A 17,018-nucleotide genomic window follows, 5' to 3' on the forward strand; every position below is an offset into this window, starting at 1 on the left:
TAGCCAGCAGGGGGCATCAACTTGGCTATCTCCGACACGCTCAGCAAGAACTCTCCACCGCAGGGCAGCCAGGGCCGGAACAAGGGCATCACCCTGGCCGTCATCGCGGCCACGCAGCTGATGGTGGTGCTCGACGCCACCATCGTGAACATCGCGTTGCCGCAGATCAGGGACGCGCTGGAGTTCTCGACCACCAATCTGTCGTGGGTGATCAACGCCTACACGCTGACCTTCGGCGGCCTGCTGCTGCTCGGTGGCCGCGCGGGCGACATCCTCGGCCGCCGCCGGGTCTTCATCGCCGGCACGCTGCTCTTCGGGCTGGCCTCGCTGCTGGGCGGCTTCGCACAGGACGGCGGCATGCTGCTGGCCGCCCGTGCGCTCCAGGGCATCGGCGGGGCGATCTGCTCGCCCACGGCGTTCGCCCTGATCGCGACCAACTTCGACGAGGGCCCCGAGCGCAACAGGGCCTTCGGCGTCTTCTCCGCGGTGGCGGGTTCGGGTGCGGCGATCGGCCTGCTGGCCGGCGGTCTGCTCACCGAGTACCTGGACTGGCGCTGGGTGTTCTTCGTCAACGTGCCGATCGCGGTCCTGATCGCCGTGGCCGCGCCGCGCTACATCGCCGAGTCGGAGCGCCACCCGGGCCGCTTCGACCTGCCCGGCGCGCTCACCTCCACGCTCGGCCTGGTCGGGCTGGTCTACGGGTTCATCCGGGCGGCCTCGGACGGCTGGACGGACCCCGTGACGCTCGGCTCCTTCGCCGCCGGCATCGTGCTGGTGGCCGCGTTCGTGGTGATCGAGAACCGAACCGCGCAGCCGATCACCCCGCTCCACCTCTTCGCCGACCGGAACCGCACCGGCGGCCTGGTGATGATGCTCTGCCTGGCCGCGGCCATGTTCGGCATCTTCTTCTACATCACGCTGTTCGTGCAGGGACCGCTCGACTACAGCCCGCTGAAGGCCGGCTTCGCCTTCCTGCCGATCAGCGTGTCGATCATCATCGCCGCGCAGATCGCGTCGACCCTTCAGGCCAAGTACGGCCCCAAGCCGTTCATGGCCGGAGGCTCGGTGCTGGTCACCATCGGCCTGAGCTGGCTGACCCTGATGGACGCCGACAGCGGCTACCTGGACGGGGTCCTCGGCCCCACGGTGGTGTTCGGCTTCGGCATGGGTCTGGTCTTCGTCCCGGTGATGCTCCTCGCCGTCGCGGGCGTCGCCGGCGAGGACACCGGAGCGGCCTCCGGCCTGCTCAACTCGATGCAGCAGATCGGCGGTTCGCTGGGCCTGTCGATCCTGACCACCGTCTTCGCGCACTACGCGACGGCGGAGGCCAAGGTGCAGCTGCCCGGCTTCCTGGCCACGGCCACGCCGGAACAGAAGGCCGCGTTCCTGGAGAAGCACGAGTTCCCCAAGGGCACCGGAGCGGCGAACGAGGTGCTCGCCCAGGGCATCTCGCACGGCTTCATCGTCGGCGCGGTGCTGGCCGCCCTGGCCGCCGTGATCGCGCTCGTCGTGGTCAGGGCCAAGGCCGAGGACCTGGCCTCGAACACCTCGGGCGTCGCGCTGCACTGACCGCGCGTCCCGACCTGCCGGCCCGGCGTCGGACGCCGGGCCGGGTACGACCGGCGAGGGCCGGCCGGGAGCACCCGCTCCCAGCCGGCCCTCACGGCCCTCACGGCCCTCCGGACCGGAGGCACCCCGGCCGGCCGTCAGTACCGGTCGAAGACGGAGCTCTCCCGCAGCCCCGCCTTGTCGCAGGCGTTGCGCGCCGCGAGCGAACCGGCGGGCAGCGGGCGCTCGGCGACGATGCCCCGGGCCCGTGCGGCGGCGCGGCTGGTCGCGTACCACGGGGTCGAGTCGTCGGCGAGCTCCACCCGCATCAGGTCCAGCGCACAGGTGCGGTAGTCCTCGGGCAGCCGGTCCAGGGCCGGAACGGCGTCGAGGGAGAGGTCGCGGACGTTGCGCAGGTCGATCTGGTGGGTGCGCTCGAAGCGGGCCACGTTCTGCTCGGCGACGATCGCGTCCGGGCCCATCAGACCGTAGACGGCGGCGGTGAGCATCCCGCTCAGGACGACGGCGCGCGGCAGCCAGGCCACCGAGCGGACCAGCCCGGCCGTGATCAGCATCAGGAAGACGACGCCCAGCCAGACCTCGACGACCAGCACCCAGAGCCGCAGCCTGGTCAGCCCGGAGGCGTCGACGTAGAACCACATCCGGCCGAGCGCCGAGGCGACCACGACCAGGGTGAGCAGGCAGAGGACGCCGAGCAGGATGCGCGCCAGCCGGCGGTCGGCCTCCGAGCTGCGCGGGGCCCAGCGCTTGGCCACGCCGACCACCACCAGGGTCAGCACGGTGACGGCCATCAGCTGCCAGAAGCCCTGCCGGGCGTACTCGGAGCGGCTCATCCCGGTGTTCTCCATGATCGAGTCCCGGCCGCCGAGCACGACCACGGCCTGGACCAGCGCGAAGGCACCGAACATCAGGTTGAGCGCGCCCAGCGGCAGCGCCCACTCCAGGCGCCCGCGCTCGCGGCCCGGCCGGACGACGGTGCGGTCCCAGCGGCGCGGACCGGCTGCGATATGGGCGAAGCCCAGGGCGGTGAGCAGGCCCAGCAGGAAGAGCACGAGGCGCAGCGGGAGTTCACCGGCCTCCAGGCTCGGGGCGAGGCTCGTCATGACGTCCGCCATCGCTGCGTCGGCGCTGGCGAAGAGCCAGCCGAAGACGGTCAGCAGCACGGCCGTCACCGCCACCGCCTTGAGCACCGGCACCGCCTTGCCCCGGCCTGGCAGACTGAGCCGGCGCAGGCCGTCCCGGGCCCAGAGCAGGCCGGGGCCGAGCTGCCAGAGGATGCCCGGCAGGGCGAGCAGCACCCCGGCCCAGCGTCGGCCGCCGTGCAGGGCGAGCGAGGCCAGGCCCAGCGCGCAGGCGGTGGCGAGGGCTACCGGCCAACCGGCCTCGAAGAGTGCGGGCACGGTGAGCAGGGCCAGTGCGAGGACGCTCCACACCAGCGTCCAGGCGCGCGGCTTCCGGCCTGCCGACCGGGCGGCCAGGCCGGCCCCGGCGGAGGTGACCGCGCCGCAGATCAGCAGGTTGACGCCGAGGCCGTCGCCGAGCAGCCAGGCCGTCAGCAGGCCGGTCAGCAGGGCGGCGAGCAGGGCGCGGGGCCCGGCCGGGGCCTTGGCGGGCGGGTCGCTCGGCCGCAGCCACTGGTGGGGCTTCGGCGGCGGTCCGACCGGTGGCCGGTACGGGTTGGCGGGATCAGCCGGACCGCGGTACGGGTCGAACCCGGCGGCCGCTCCGGGCGCGGCGAAGGAGTCGCTGCCGGACGTACCCGCGGCCCCGCGCGGACCCGCACCGCCGGGCCCGGGCACGGCCGCCTTCGGCCCGGCCGGACCGGACGCCTCCGGAGCAACCTCCTCGGGCGCCCCGGGCCCGCCCGGCCCGGAAGCCTCGGATACCGCCGGTTCGGACGGCTCGTCGGCTGGAGCGGGCGTGGAGAGGCCGGACATGGGTTCCCCCTCGGAGGTTGGGTGGGCATGCGGAAGCCGCCCCGGGGGCAGTCCGCTGAAGTCGCCTCGGGCACCGCGGCTGCAGCCGACTGTAGACCATTCTGAACAAGTTCAAAAACGTCGAGGCGCCTCCGTCACGCGGCTGTGACGGAGGCGCCCCGCGCCGTTCGCCCCGTTCCTGAGGTCGGGTCAGCGGCTCAGTAGGATCCGTAGAGCGAGTACAGCAGCGTGTCCTTCACCGCCGGCCCGAAGTCCGTCGGCCACGTTCCGAAGGGCACCACCGCATTGCTGTAGGCGCCGGAGCCGGCCGGGCCGGTGGAACAGTTCATGTTGTTGACCGTGGCGCCCGTGCCGTTGCTGTTGTAGACGAACCAGTAAGCGGTGTTGGCGCTCAGCGTGGTGGTGACCGGCAGCGAGTTCCAGGCGTTGGGAGTGAGCGTGCCGACCGCCGCGGTCGTCACCAGGGTGCCGGGCGAGCCGCCCGCGTCGGTGTAGACGGCCAGCTGGTACTGGTTGTTGGGGGCCGCGCTGACCGGCCCGACGTGAACGCTGAGCGCCGTGAGCGGCACCGGGCTCGACCCCGTGGTGACCCGGCTGCCGTTGAGGTGGTTCGAGTCGGTGTCGTCGACCAGCGAGCCCACCACCGTGCTGCCGAGGGTCCGCGGCGGCGCTCCCCCGGTGGTGAAGGAGAGCGTGAACGGACTCGCCAGGGCGTTGCCCGAGGTGTCCCGCACGCCCTGCACGGTCGCGGTGTGGCCGGTGGTCTGGGCCAGCGGGGAGCCGGGTGTGAAGACCACGCCGTTGGCGGCCGCGTCGTACGCCACCGTCCCTGCGACGGCGCCGCCGCTCGCGGTGCGCAGGGTGACGGAGGAGGCGGTGACGCTCGCCGGGTCCAGCGGCTCGCTGAACGAGAAGCGCACCGCCGTGCCGGGGGCCACCCCGGTGGCGCCGGCGGCCGGGGTGGTGCCGGTGACGGTCGGCGCGGTGGTGTCCCGGCCGTAGGAGGCGGTGTAGGAGCCCACCGCGCCGTCGAAGAAGGCGTACGACACCCCCTTCACCGTCTCGATGCGGTACGGCACCGCGCGGCCGCCCGACGTGATGCCGGTCAGCGTGCCGGAGGCGGCGGAGACCGGCACCATCGCGCGGAGCCCGTTGGCCCCGCCGGTGATCTCGAAGGTCAGCGCACTCCCGTTCCAGGAGAGCCCGGAGAAGGCCGAGCCGTTGCGCCCGTCCAGCCAGGTGAGCATCTGCCGCCCGGAGACCACCGGGACGCCGCGGGCCTTGGCGGCGGCGACGACCGCGTCCGAGGCGGCGGAGGCGGCGTAGTCGGTGTGGATGTTGGCGGTCAGCGCCGCGTAGTAGCCCTTGGCGCCGTAGGCCGCATCGAGCAGCGTGCTGATGGTGCCGGGGTAGGACTGGCCGGACTCGTCGGTCAGCTGGGTGGTGGCCTGGTACTCGTCGATCACGCTGCCGTCGGTGTCGGCGAAACGCATGATCTGGGCGGTGCCGTTGAAGTAGCCGGGCCGGTCCTTGGTGAAGTTGGACGGGTAGAAGTAGTAGTCGGTGTCCAGCCGGATCCCGTTGGCCAGCTTGGTCTTCGCCTGGGTAGCCCAGTCGTCCCACTCGACGCAGTGCGTTCGGCTGCTCGAAGGGGCGGGCAGCGCCGCGTACTTGGCCCGCCAGTTCGCCAACTGGTCGCGGTAGTAGCCCTGGAGGGCGGCGGCGGTGCCCCACGGGCGGCAGTTGGTGGTGACGTGAACGCCCACCTCGAAGCCCTGGTCGGTGTAGGCCTCGGCCTGCGCCGGGGTCAGCGGGTCGTCGGTGTAGATGTACGAGGAGCCGCGCACGCACTCCCAGTTGGCCACGTTGCAGCCGGGCGGGCTCTGCGCGATGTAACCGTTCCAGCGCCCGGCGGTGCCGCCGATGCCGTGGTCGTCGCCGGTCATCACGACGACCGCCTTGACGTCCCGGGGGAAGTACCAGAACCGCGGCAGCGGCTTGTTGGCGGCGTCGACCAGGGCGATCAGGTTGGCCAGCAGCCGCTGCTGCTCGTCGGCGACCGGGATCAGCGCCTTGTCGAGGTTGTTCCAGTCCGGCTGGCCGCCGGTGCCGAAGAACATCTCGCTGGCCTCGTAGCCGTCGGTGCCGTCCCGCTGCTGGCCGGCCCAGGCGGCGTTGCCCTGCCGGGTCTGCACCACCGACCTCGCCAGGTCGTAGCTGAACGCGGCGGCCCGGCCGCTGCCCGCCGTGCGCAGGGTGACGGCCGGATTGGCGGTGGCCGTGCCGGCGTCGCTGTAGAGGGCGGCGACGGCGGTGGCGCCGCTGAGTGTGTAGAGGTCGGCGGGGCCGTGGTAGCCCATGGTGTCGCCGGTGATCCCCGTGCCGGGGGCGGCGCCGGTGTCCACCTTGAGGTAGGCGTCGGAGCGGGTGCCGCCGGCCGGGGTGAGGCCGAACAGCGGGGCGAGCTGGCGGTCCGGCCGCATCGCCACCAGGCGGCCCCCGCCGTTGGTCCAGGTGGTGAACATCGCGGCCTGCGCGGCGGTGAGCGGCGTCTCTCCGAGCAGCACCACGTCGGAGGAGGCGAGCAGCGAACCGGTCACCGCCGAGACGTCCACCGTGCGGTAGTAGTTGAGGCCCTCCGCCTTCAGGATCTCGCCGAGGTAGCGGGTGTACGGGTTGGCCTGGCTGGTGACCAGCAGGATCGGTCCCTCCCCGCCCGGGCCGGAGCCCGGCGGCGGGGGCGGCGGGGTCTCGTCCGCGGTGTACGTCGCGTAGATCGAGAAGCTGAGGCCGCCGGAGGTCGCCGCGCCGAAGTCGGCGGGCCAACTACCGAACGCCCGACCGCCGTTGCCGTACACGCTGGTGCCGCCGGGGCCGTACCGCAGGTTGTTGACGGCGGCGCTCCCGCCGTTGCTGTTGTAGGCCAGCCAGTACGCGGTGTTGGCGCTCAGCGCGGCCGTCAGCGGCACCGTGTTCCAGCTGTCGGCGGTGAGCGTCGCGGACGAGCTGGCGGCCAGCAGGGAGCCCGGGCTGCCCGCGTTGTCCCGGTAGACCGCCACCTGGAACCGGTTGTTCGGCGCCGCGTCCACGGCGCCCACGTACACGCTGACGCTGCTGACCGTGCCGCCCGCCGCGCCGGTGACGTACCGCGACGCGTTCAGGTAGTTGGAATCGGCGGTGTCGGTGGACGGACCGACCGCCGTGGTGCCCAGGGTGGCCGTGGCAGCCGCCGCCGTCGCGGCCCCGGGGCCGGCGGTCAGCGCCGCCGCCGTGCCGAGGACCGCCAGCAGCGCCCCGATTCTCCTCCGCCACCGGCTGCCCGAGCATACGACTGCACCTGCCATGACCGCCCCCTCGCGCTTCGGCAACTGCCTTTACCGGTGTACCGGTTGCGCTTCGGCCCTGTCCACGGAACCGCCGCAATCCCTCCGCCGGTCCGTCCTACCCCTTGACGGATCCGGCCAGCAGACCGCGGACGAAGTACCGCTGCAGGCCGAAGAAGACCGTCAGCGGAACGATGATCGAGAGGAACGCCCCCGCCGTCAGCAGCTCCCAGCGCCCGCCGAAGGAGCCGGAGAGCTGCGCCAACCGGACCGTCATCGGCGCCACCTCGGGGGTACCGCCGGCGAAGGTGAGCGCCACCAGCAGGTCGTTCCAGACCCAGAGGAACTGGAAGATGGCGAACGAGGCCAGCGCCGGGGTGCAGAGCGGCAGCACGATCGACCGGAAGATCTTGAAGTGCGAGGCGCCGTCCACCACCGCCGCCTCCATCAGGTCACGCGGCAGCTGGGCGATGAAGTTGTGCAGCAGGAAGATCGCCAACGGCAGCGCGAACATGGTGTGCGCCAGCCAGACCGGCGCGTAGGTGCCCTTGAGGTCCACCGCCGGGATCAGCGTCAGCGGACCCAGGTGGGCGCCGCCCGAGAACAGCTGCAGCAACGGGATCAGCGCCATCTGGATCGGCACCACCTGCAGGGCGAAGACCACGAAGAAGACCGTGTCGCTCCCCCGGAACCGCACCCAGGCCAGGCCGTACGCGGCCATCGCCGCCAGCACCAGCGGGAAGAGGGTGGCCGGGATGCTGATCGCCAGCGAGTTCACCAGGAACGGCATCAGCCCGGTGGAGACGCCGGAGCCGCCCTCGAACAGCACGGTGTGGTAGTTGGAGAGGCCGAGGTCCGGGTGGAGGAGGACGTTCCACCAGCCGTCGGCCGTCACGTCCTGCTTGGGGCGCAGCGAGGTGGCCAGCAGGCCGAGGGTGGGGACGGTCCACAGGACGGTCACCGCGATCACGAAGCCCGACGCGAGCGGGCTGCTGAAGGCCTTCCGGACCGGGCCGCGCCCGGTCCGGACGCCCGTCGGGCGGTGCACGCTCATCGGACCCCGCGCTCCTTCCGCAGCTGGACGATGTTGTAGGCCACCAGGGGCAGCACCCCGAGGAAGAGGATCACCGCGAGCGCGCTGCCCCGCCCGGTGTTGAACTGCACGAAGGACTGCGAGTACATCTCGTTGGCCAGCACCTGCGTGCCGAAGTTGCCGCCGGTCATGGTGCGGACGATGTCGAAGGCCTTGAGAGTGGTGATCATGACGGTGGTGAGGACCACCACCACCGTGGTGCGGATCATCGGCACGGTGACGTACCAGAACAGCCGCACCCCGCCCGCGCCGTCCAGCCGGGCGGCCTCGGTGACCTCGTCGGGGATCGCCTTGATCGCCGCCGAGAGGACGACCATCGCGAAGCCGGTCTGCACCCAGACCATCACCGCCATCAGCAGGAAGGTGTTGAGCGGCTGGGAGAGCATCCAGTTCGGCGGGTGCTCCCAGCCGAGGGAGATCGCCACCTGGCTGAGCAGGCCGATCTGCTGCTGGGAGGCGTCCCGGGACTCGTAGACGAACTTGAAGATGATCGAGGCACCGACCAGCGAGATCGCCATCGGCATGAAGATCAGCGACTTGTAGACCGCCTGGCCGCGCATCCGGTCCACCAGCAGCGCCAGCACCAGGCCGAGTCCGGTCGCGGCCAGTGGGGCGACCACCAGCCAGAGCAGGGTGGTGACCAGGACCTTCTGCACCGAGTCGGTGGTGAAAGCCCAACCGAAGTTCTCACCGCCGACGAATCCGGTGCTGTCGTCGTTCTGCAGGCTCAGGTAGACGGTGCGCACCAGCGGCACGACCAGGCCGACCAGCAGCAGCACCACCGCCGGACCGAGGAAGACGGCGACGGACAGCGGCCGGGCGAGCCGCCCGGAGGCGCGGCCGGCGATCAGGAAGACCAGCAGCAGGATGCCGAGGAACCCGGCGACGGCGCCGACGGTGTTGCCGAACTTCACGGCCGCGTCGCCCCAGGCCCCCGCGGCCAGGGCGGTGCCGCCGAAGCCCGGGGCGCCGCCCACGGACGTGGCGTCGCCCAGGGGCGTGGCGGTGCCGAAGGGGGCCGGCGCGCCGAGCGAGGCGGCGCCGGCCGTGGCGAGTGCGGTGCCGGATAAGGACATGGCGGTGCATCCTCCCGTCCGGAGGGGAAGGGGGCGGGCGGTGCGGGTGGGTGGTCCCGCACCGCCCTCGGCAGGTGGTCCCTGGCGAACCTGGTCGGTGAACCTCGTCGGTGGACCTCGTCGGTGGACTTCGTCGGTGGACTTCGCCGTGCCTTCGCCGGCGAGCCCCGCGGCCGTGACGAGCCGCGCCGCCGCTGGTGCTAGTGCTAGTGCGGCCAGGCGGCGTCGATGTCGGCGGCCGTCTTCTGGATCGACTGCCCCTCGGCGAACCAGGCCGTCAGCGACTTCCACTCCTGCCCGGAGCCGACCGCCGCGGGCATCAGGTCCGAGCCGTCGAAGCGGAAGGTCGCCGCCGGGTCGGTGAGCGCGTCGGCGGAGAGCCGGTCGATCGGGTCGGTGTAGAGGCTCTTGTCGACGCCCTGGTTGGCCGAGACCCAGCCGGTGGCGGTCCTCACCCGGCTGCTCGCCCACTCCGGGCTGGACAGGTAGTTCTGCACCGCCTGCACTTCGGGCCGGCTCGCGAACGCCGTCAGGAACTCACCGCCGCCCTCGACCGGGTTGGGTACGCCCGGGTTCACCGCCGGCAGCTGGAAGGCGAAGACGTCGCCGTCCGGACCGACCTTGGTGTCCTTGGGCCACTGCGCCTTGTAGAAGGACGCCTGCTGGAGCATGAAGCACTTGCCGGTGAGGATCGGCGCGCCCGCGTCCTGGAAGGTCGTGGTGGCGATCGACTTCACGTCACCGTAGCCGCCGTTGACCCAGGCGGGGTTCTGCATCCAGCCCGCGACCGTCTTCATCGCCGCGGTGATCTTCTCGTCCGAGAACTTCACCTCGTGGCTCACCCACTGGTCGTACACCTCGCCGCCGTACGAGCCCAGCACCACCTCCTCCAGCCAGTCGGTGGCCGGCCAGCCGGTGGCGGTCCCGGAGGCGATGCCGCCGCACCACGGTCGGCCGCCGCCCGCCCCGGCGATCCGGTCGCTGAGCTCCATGAGCGCCGACCAGCTCTTCGGCACTTCGTAGCCGGCCTGCTTGAACGCCTTCGGCGAGTACCAGACCAGCGACTTCATGTTGGCGCTCATCGGCGCCGCGTAGAAGGTTCCGTTCACCGAGCCGTAGGTCTTCCAGACCGGGCTCCACTTGTCCTGGTTGGCCACCGTCTGCGCGGGCGGCTTCACCACCTTGCCGCTCTTGACCATCTGCGCCAGCAGACCGGGCTGCGGGATGATCGCGAAGTCCGGCGCGTTGCCGCCGGTGACCCGGACCGGCAGCTGGGACTCGAAGTCGTTGGAGCCCTCGTAGCTGATCCTGATGCCGGTGCACGAGCTGAACCCGGACCAGGACTTCTCCAGGTTGTCCGACTCGGGGCTGAGGATCGAGGCGAAGACGGTCACCGTGGTGCCCGCATGCCCGGCGTACGGCTGGAACTCGGCGCAGTCGCCGGTCAGGGCCCTGCCCCCGCCGTCACCACCGCCCGAGCCGCCGGAGTCCGAACTGTTGGAACAGGCCGCGGTCAGCGCCAGTGCCGCCAGCAGGGCGGGCACGGCTGCCAACCGTCGGGAACGGGTGGACGGCACGGTCGGGGTCGGGGTCAATGCGGTCCTCCTCGCCAGGGCGCGAAACGCCGGCAGTACGACGGAACGACATTGCGCTGTACCGGAGATCGACATGAACGCGGCGGCAGGCCGATTTGACGACGTTAACGCAGCCGGCACCCCGCGCCAAGGTCCGCGTTCGACCTTCATCGGCAGGTTCCGCGGTCGTGACCCCGTTCGCCCGGCGTGGAACGCCGCCGGCCCCGTCCGGGAGCGGACGGGGCCGGCGGGGCGCAGGCGCGCGGCACCGGGCGCCGGTCCGGGCACGGGCGCGGCCCGGGGCACGGCCCCGTTCGCAGGGCCCGTAGGGGGCGCACCGCCACCGGGGACGCGGCGGCGCGGCCGGTGTCAGTACAGCCGGACCGGCAGCTCCCGCAGCGAGTTGACCACCAGCGACGGGCTCGGCCGCAGCTGCTCGTCCGGCACCGCCAGCTGGAGCTCCGGGAACCGCTCGAACAGCGCGGGCAGCGCGACCCCCGCCTCCAGCCGGGCCAGCGGCGACCCCGGGCAGACGTGCGGGCCGTGGCCGAACGACAGGTGCCGGATCGGGTCCCTGGTGACGTCGAACAGTTCGGCCGTCACGCCGTGCTGGGCAGGGTCCCGCCCGATCGCGTTGTAGGAGATCAGCACCGGTTCGCCCGCGGGGATGACCGTCCCGCCGACCGCGACGTCCTCGGTGGTGAACCGGAACAGGAAGTTGCTGGTCGGCGGCGTCCAGCGGAGCGACTCCTCGACCACCGCGTCCCAGCCGACCTGCCCCGACCGGACCAGCTCCAGCTGGTCCGGGTGGGCCAGCAGCGCCCGGACGGCGTTGCCGATCAGGTTCACCGTGGTCTCGTGGCCCGCCGCGATGATCACCCGCAGCGTGGCCGCCGCCTCCGCGTCGCTCAGCGCCCCGCCCTCGGTGTCCGCCGCCAGCAGCACGCTCGCCAGATCGTCGCCCGGAACCGAACGGCGCTGCGCCACCAGGTCGTTGACGAAGGCGTTCAGCCCGGCGATGGTCGCCTGGATGCCCTCCGGGTTCGGGCGGATCCCGAAGAACTTCTCGTAGAGGTCACGCAGGTGGCCGTGGTCGGACTCCGGTACCCCCAGCAGCGAGCAGATCACCGTCATCGGCAGCGGGAAGGCGAAGACCGACTTGAGGTCCACCACCCGCTCCCCCGCTGCCAGGGCGTCCAGCAGACCGTGGGTGATCTCCTCGACGCGCGGACGCATCAGCTCCACCCGGCGCGGCGTGAACGCCTGCGCCACCAGGGCCCGCAGCCGGCGGTGCTCGGCGCCGTCGGTGGTCACCATGCTCGGGCCGGGCACCGCCAGGCCGATCAGCGGCCAGGTCTTCGGCACCTCGCCGCGCTGGTAGGCCGCCCAGTGCGCGGCGTCCTTCACCAGCCGGGTGTCCGTCAGCAGGTCACGGGCGGCCGCGTGCTGCGTCACCGCCCAGGCGGCGACGCCGCCGGGCAGCTCCACCGCCACCGCCGGCCCTGCGGCACGCAGCAGCGCACCCTCGGCGGCGTTGTCGCGGGCCAGCGGGTCGAGGGCCATCAGCGCGGTCATCGGCACAACTCTCCTTCGGTTCCTCGTTCTTGAACAGTCATGCACGGGCGCGGACGGGCGGTGGCGACGCGGCGGACCGCCCGGCCCGGATCAGCCCCGGTAACCCGGCGTGAACGACACCGGCAGCGCCACCAGCCCGCGCACCCACGCCGACGGCCGCCACACCAGCGCGTGCTCGGCCACCGCCAGCCGCAGGTCCGGCAGCCGGTCCAGCAGCACCTCGATCGCGGTGGCGGCGATCACCTCGGCCGCCTCCTGCGCCGGGAACGGACAGCCGTGCTCGCCGTACGAGTAGCTCATGTGCGCCCGGTTGCCCTCGGCCGGGCGCCCGTCCGGCTGCCGCACCGACGGGTCCGAGTTGGCCCCCGCGAAGCCCAGAAGCACCATGTCACCGGACGCGATCCGCTGACCGGCGAGCTGGGTGTCCCGGGTCGCCCACCGGCCGGCGAAGATCTGCGTCGGAGTGTCCTCCCAGAGCGCCTCGTTCAGCGCCTGGCTGATACTGCGCCGGCCGCCGGAGAGCGAGGCGGCGAACCGCTCGTCGGTGAGCATCAGCCGCATCGCGTTCGAGATCCAGTACGAGGTGGGCTGGTGGCCGGCGATCAGCAGCACCCGCAGGTCGCGCATGACCTCCTCGTGGTCCAGGCCCGCGGCGTGTGCCAGCATCCGCGAGGCGATGTCCTCGGTCGGGTGCTCGGCCTTCTCCCGCACCAGGTCGAGCATCACGCCCAGCAGCCGCTGCGCGCCGGCGGGCGCGTCCGGCCCGCCGTCCAGCATCGCCAGCAGACCGTCGGTCAGGACCGGCGCCTGCTCCTCGCTCAGCCCGAGCAGCCGGCAGAGCACCAGCAGCGGCATCCGGTGTGCGTACTCGGCGACCAGGTCGGCCTCGCCGCGCCCCGCGAACTCGTCGATCAGCCGGTCGGCGATCTCCTCGGCGTGCTTGCGCAGCTCGTACGGGTCGACTGCGGCGAGCGCGTCGGTGACCGCCCGGGAGCGGCGGACGTGCTCCTCGCCCTCGGCGTAGAGGATCGACGGCACCGGGGCCATCATCGGCCGCAGCGGCCAGTCCTCGGGGATCGACTCCCAGGCGTTCCAGCGGGTGGAGTCACGGCCGAACAGCTGCGGCTGGCCGGTCACCAGCTGCAGCTCGCGGTAGCCGATCACCAGCCAGGCCGGCACGCCGCCGGCCAGCTCGACCGGGGCGACCGGGCCATGGGCGGCCCGCAGCTCGCGGTAGAGCTGAGCCGGGTCGGTCTGGAAGCGCGGCCCGTACAGCGGGGTGGCGCCGGCGTGCGCCGGGCAGCCCGGCGGCGGGGTGGCGGCGGGCTCGGTCACGGGGTGCTCTCCTCGTACGGGGACGGGTCGGTGGTGCCTTCGGCGGTGAGCGGGGCGACCGGAGCCCCGGCCTGCGCGGCGGCCTCCACCCGGGCGGCCAGGTGGCGGACCAGCTCGATCAGCACCTGCTTGCTCGACTCGCGGTCCCGCGCGTCGCAGTCCACCAGCGGCACCTCGGCCGGCAGGTCGAGCGCCTCCCGGACCTGCTCCAGGGTGTGGGTCGGCTCGCCGAAGTTGTTCCGGGCGACGATGAACGGCGTGCCGTGGTGCTCCAGCCGGTCGATGGCGTACCAGGATTCCTCCAGCCGCCGGGTGTCGACCAGGACGACGGCGCCGAGCGCGCCGCTGAACAGCCGGTCCCAGAGGAACCAGAACCGCTCCTGCCCCGGCGCGCCGAACAGGTAGAGCACCTGGCGCTCCGAGAGCGTGATCCGGCCGAAGTCGAACGCGACCGTGGTGGAGCGCTTGCCCCAGGCGCCCGAGGGGTCGTCGATCCCCTCGCCCGCCTTGGTCATGGTCTCCTCGGTGTTCAGCGGACGGATCTCGCTGACCGCGCCGACCAGGGTGGTCTTCCCCACGCCGAAGCCGCCGACCACGACGATCTTCAGAGCGTTGTCGGCGGTACCGCGCAACGGGGTCCGCCCGGCCGGACGGGCGTCCGGCAGCTCAGAGCCGTTGGAGTCCATGCAGCACCTGCTTCAGCGTGTCGAGATCGGGCAGCCGGGCCTTGGTGGGCGCGAACCGGGGGTGACGGGCGGTGACCGCCCCGCTCTCCAGCAGGTCGCCGAGCAGGATCTTCACCACCGAGACCGGCAGCGCCAGCTCTGCGGCGACCTCCACGACGGCGGTCGGGGCCCCGCACATCTGCAGGATGCGGACGTGCTCCGACTGCATGCCCGGGGCCGGCTCCCGCTCCGAGACGATCAGGGTGACCAGGTCGAAGGCGTTCTCCGGGGACCGGCTTCGGCCGCGGGTGATGGTGTAGAGGCGGTCCGGGTCGTCGTCACGGCCCGGCATGACCGGCCGGCCGGTCATGCCGGCGCGTCCTCGCGGGCCGCCGTGCCGACGTCCCCGCCGGTCCGTGCACCGTCGCCGTCGGCCACGGCCTCCCGGGCCGGGGCGCTCAGGTGGACGCCGATCTGCTCGATCAGCCCGTGCATGTTGTGGCCGACCACGCCGACGTCCGCGTCGTCGTCGGTGACCACGGCGAGGTGCGCGCCCTCGCCGGCCGCCACGATGCAGAGGATGCCGCCGTGGAACTCGGTCATCGACTGCCGCACACCGCCGCTGCCGTCGCCGAACTCGATCGAGGCGCCGTGCGCCAGGCTCTGCATCCCGGAGGCGATCGCGGCCAGTTGGTCCGCCTGGTCGGCGCCGAGGCCGGAGGTGTGGCAGAGCTTCAGGCCGTCGGCGGAGAGCACCAGGGCGTGCCGGGTGCCGGGGGTGGCCGTCAGGAGGTTTTCCAACAGCCAGTCGAGGTCACGATCGGTGGCGCTGCTCATCAGGAGTCCTTCACTCGGCGACGGGGGAGGCGTCGGGGGTGGTGGGGGGTGCGGTGGCGGGGGAGGCATCGGTGGCGGCGGCCGGGGCGGCGGAGGTGACCGGAACGGCGGCCACGGGCGCCGGGCTGGCGGCCGCGGGCGGCGGTGCCTCCCCGGCCGGGGTGGCGCCGGTCCTGGCCTGCTGGGCGGCCCTGCGGAACGCGCCGAACCGGGCCGCGGCGGTCGCGCTGTCGCTGCGCGCCGGCTCGGCGGCCGGGGCCGTGGCCGTGGCCGCCGGGGCGGTGGCGGCCAGCGTCTGACCGCGGCGGCGCTGCGGCAGGCCGCTGTCGGTGACCCGGACGGGCGCCGGGGCGGCCGACGCGGCGTCGGCCGGGGTCACCGGGGTGACGGGCTCGGCCGGGGGCACCGGGGCGGCCGACGGCACGGCGCGCGCGGGGGCCGGGGCCGGAGCGGGCACTGGGCCGAGCGCCGGGCGTGCAGCGGTCTGGACGATCGCTCGGGCCGGCACGGGCGCCGGGGCGGGCTCCGGCGCGGGGTGCGTCACCAACTGCTGCGGGATCAGCATCACCACCCCGGTACCGCCACGTGCCGATGGTCGGAAGGAGACCTGCAACCCGTGCTTGCGGGCCAGCGAGCCGACCACCGCGAGGCCGAGCCGTGTCCCCGCGGAAAGCGTGGTGAGGTCCAGCGGCTCGGCGGAGACGGCCCGTTCGGCCCGGCGCAGCCAGCTCTCGCTCAGCCCGAGGCCGCTGTCCTCGACGGCGATCGCCAGCCCGGCCGGCACCTCCTCGACGTAGACGTGCACCTCTGCCGGCGGGGCGGAGAAGTTGGTGGCGTTGTCGAGGATCTCGGCGAGCGCGTGCATGACGCCCTCGGCGGCGAACCCGGCCACCGCGGCCGTGCTGGCGTTGTGCAGCCGGACCCGCTGGTAGGCGCCGATCCGGCCGAGCGCACCGCGCAGCACCGACTCCACGGCGATCGGCTTGGCCCAGCGGCGGCCGGAGCGGGCGCCGGTGAGCACCGCGATGCCGTCCGCCATCCGGCCGGCCTGTGCGGTGGAGTGGTCCAGCCGCAGCAGGTCGCCGAGCACCTCCTCGTCGTGCCGGTGCTGCATCTCGCGCAGCTCCGCGTGCATGCTCGTGGCCAGCGCCTGGACCCGCCCGGCGGCCGTCGCACAGACCGCGAGGGCCGCGGCCCGCAGCCGCTCGCCCCGACCGATCTCCTCGGCGACGACGCGCAGCAGCGCGTACTGGGGATGCTTGCGGTGCGCGGCGAGCGCACTGTCGACGGACGCGCCGTCACGCAGCCGCTTCACCACCTCGGGCAGGACGTCCTCGGCCAGCCGGTCGAGCTGGGCGCGCCCGGCCCTCTCGGTCTCGATCTCGGCCCGCGCGGCGGCCAGGTCGGCCCGGACGGCCGCGGCGTCCGCCTCGGCCCGGGCCACCTCGGCCCGGGCGGCTTCGCGCTCGGCCTCCGCGGCGGAGGCCCGCGCCTTCGCGGCCGCCTCCGCCTGCTTCGCGGCGCCGGCCACGACCAGCGCGGTCATCGCCTCTTCCTCGCCCACGCCGAGCTCGCCGTCCAGCCGGCGGGCGCGCTCGGTGGCGGTGGCCGCCGTCCAGACCGCGATGAGCCAGAGCACGGTGACGGCACAGACCGCGACGGCGGTCAGCGGCTGGTGGGCGTCCACCGCCCGGAGGACCGCCACCGGTCCGGCGATCGCCGCCAGCAGACAGGCCGCCGCCGTCAGGGCCGCGGTCCGCGGGGCGATCCGCCGCCACGACGGGGCGACGGGGCTGGTGCGTTCTCTCATCGGTGCGGTCCTCGGCAACAGCGGCGTCCACGAACGGACGCCGACAGCGGGGGCGGGCGAACGCGCCACCGCCCGGCCGACGTGGTGAAACGTCTCCGGGCGGGCTGATCGGTTCACACTTTCGGCCGATCATATCCATTCAGCTGTTCGCCTCAACTGGAGAGTTGACGCTCAGTCTCGTTCAGGCACGCTCCGCACACACGACCACCGCCACTCCCCCACGG

12 protein-coding genes are annotated in these 17,018 nt (G+C 73.1%); 1 reads left to right on the forward strand and 11 read right to left on the reverse strand.

Translation table 11 applies throughout. The annotated features are described in order from the left end of the window. Window positions 1-21 precede the first annotated feature (21 nt). The gene (locus ACF9IK_RS11505) at window positions 22-1,569 is read left to right on the forward strand and encodes an MFS transporter (protein ID WP_395294139.1); all 1,548 of its coding nucleotides are present in this window, start codon (window positions 22-24) and stop codon (window positions 1,567-1,569) included. Between the two features lie 137 nt (window positions 1,570-1,706). On the opposite strand, the gene ACF9IK_RS11510 is transcribed toward ACF9IK_RS11505, so the two are convergent. From ACF9IK_RS11510 to ACF9IK_RS11560, 11 genes are all read right to left on the reverse strand, one after another. After that, window positions 1,707-3,506 carry a DUF4153 domain-containing protein gene (locus ACF9IK_RS11510; protein ID WP_395294140.1) on the reverse strand — a complete coding sequence of 600 codons (1,800 nt, stop codon included), beginning with the start codon at window positions 3,504-3,506 and terminating at the stop codon, window positions 1,707-1,709. A gap of 197 nt (window positions 3,507-3,703) precedes the next feature. Beyond that, window positions 3,704-6,850, reverse strand: a complete 3,147-nt coding sequence (locus ACF9IK_RS11515; protein ID WP_395294141.1) for an Ig-like domain-containing protein — start codon at window positions 6,848-6,850, stop codon at window positions 3,704-3,706. A gap of 97 nt (window positions 6,851-6,947) precedes the next feature. Beyond that, a complete protein-coding gene (locus ACF9IK_RS11520; protein ID WP_395294142.1) occupies window positions 6,948-7,883 on the reverse strand; it encodes a carbohydrate ABC transporter permease in 936 nt (311 codons plus the stop codon). Next, entirely contained in the window at window positions 7,880-8,998 is a 1,119-nt protein-coding gene (locus ACF9IK_RS11525; protein ID WP_395294143.1) for a carbohydrate ABC transporter permease, read from the reverse strand. The genes ACF9IK_RS11520 and ACF9IK_RS11525 overlap by 4 nt, the downstream gene beginning before the upstream one ends. A gap of 206 nt (window positions 8,999-9,204) precedes the next feature. Further along, complete coding sequence (locus ACF9IK_RS11530) at window positions 9,205-10,593, reverse strand: ABC transporter substrate-binding protein (RefSeq protein WP_395294144.1); 1,389 nt, start codon at window positions 10,591-10,593, stop codon at window positions 9,205-9,207. A gap of 348 nt (window positions 10,594-10,941) precedes the next feature. After that, a complete protein-coding gene (locus ACF9IK_RS11535) occupies window positions 10,942-12,147 on the reverse strand; it encodes a cytochrome P450 family protein (RefSeq protein WP_395294145.1) in 1,206 nt (401 codons plus the stop codon). A 90-nt stretch (window positions 12,148-12,237) separates the two neighbouring features. Further along, the gene (locus ACF9IK_RS11540; protein ID WP_395294146.1) at window positions 12,238-13,482 is read right to left on the reverse strand and encodes a cytochrome P450; all 1,245 of its coding nucleotides are present in this window, start codon (window positions 13,480-13,482) and stop codon (window positions 12,238-12,240) included. Next, entirely contained in the window at window positions 13,479-14,168 is a 690-nt protein-coding gene (locus tag ACF9IK_RS11545; protein ID WP_395294147.1) for a GTP-binding protein, read from the reverse strand. Before ACF9IK_RS11545 ends, ACF9IK_RS11540 begins: the two co-directional genes overlap by 4 nt. Continuing rightward, window positions 14,149-14,517 carry a DUF742 domain-containing protein gene (locus ACF9IK_RS11550; RefSeq protein ID WP_395294148.1) on the reverse strand — a complete coding sequence of 123 codons (369 nt, stop codon included), beginning with the start codon at window positions 14,515-14,517 and terminating at the stop codon, window positions 14,149-14,151. The genes ACF9IK_RS11545 and ACF9IK_RS11550 overlap by 20 nt, the downstream gene beginning before the upstream one ends. Further along, entirely contained in the window at window positions 14,514-14,984 is a 471-nt protein-coding gene (locus ACF9IK_RS11555) for a roadblock/LC7 domain-containing protein (RefSeq protein WP_395294149.1), read from the reverse strand. Before ACF9IK_RS11555 ends, ACF9IK_RS11550 begins: the two co-directional genes overlap by 4 nt. Window positions 14,985-14,994: 10 nt before the next feature. Then, window positions 14,995-16,794, reverse strand: coding sequence for a sensor histidine kinase (locus ACF9IK_RS11560; RefSeq protein ID WP_395294150.1), 1,800 nt, complete (start codon window positions 16,792-16,794; stop codon window positions 14,995-14,997). Between the last annotated feature and the right edge of the window lie 224 nt (window positions 16,795-17,018).

It is taken from the genome of Kitasatospora hibisci (genome assembly GCF_043950205.1).
In the GTDB taxonomy this organism is placed as follows: domain Bacteria; phylum Actinomycetota; class Actinomycetes; order Streptomycetales; family Streptomycetaceae; genus Kitasatospora; species Kitasatospora hibisci.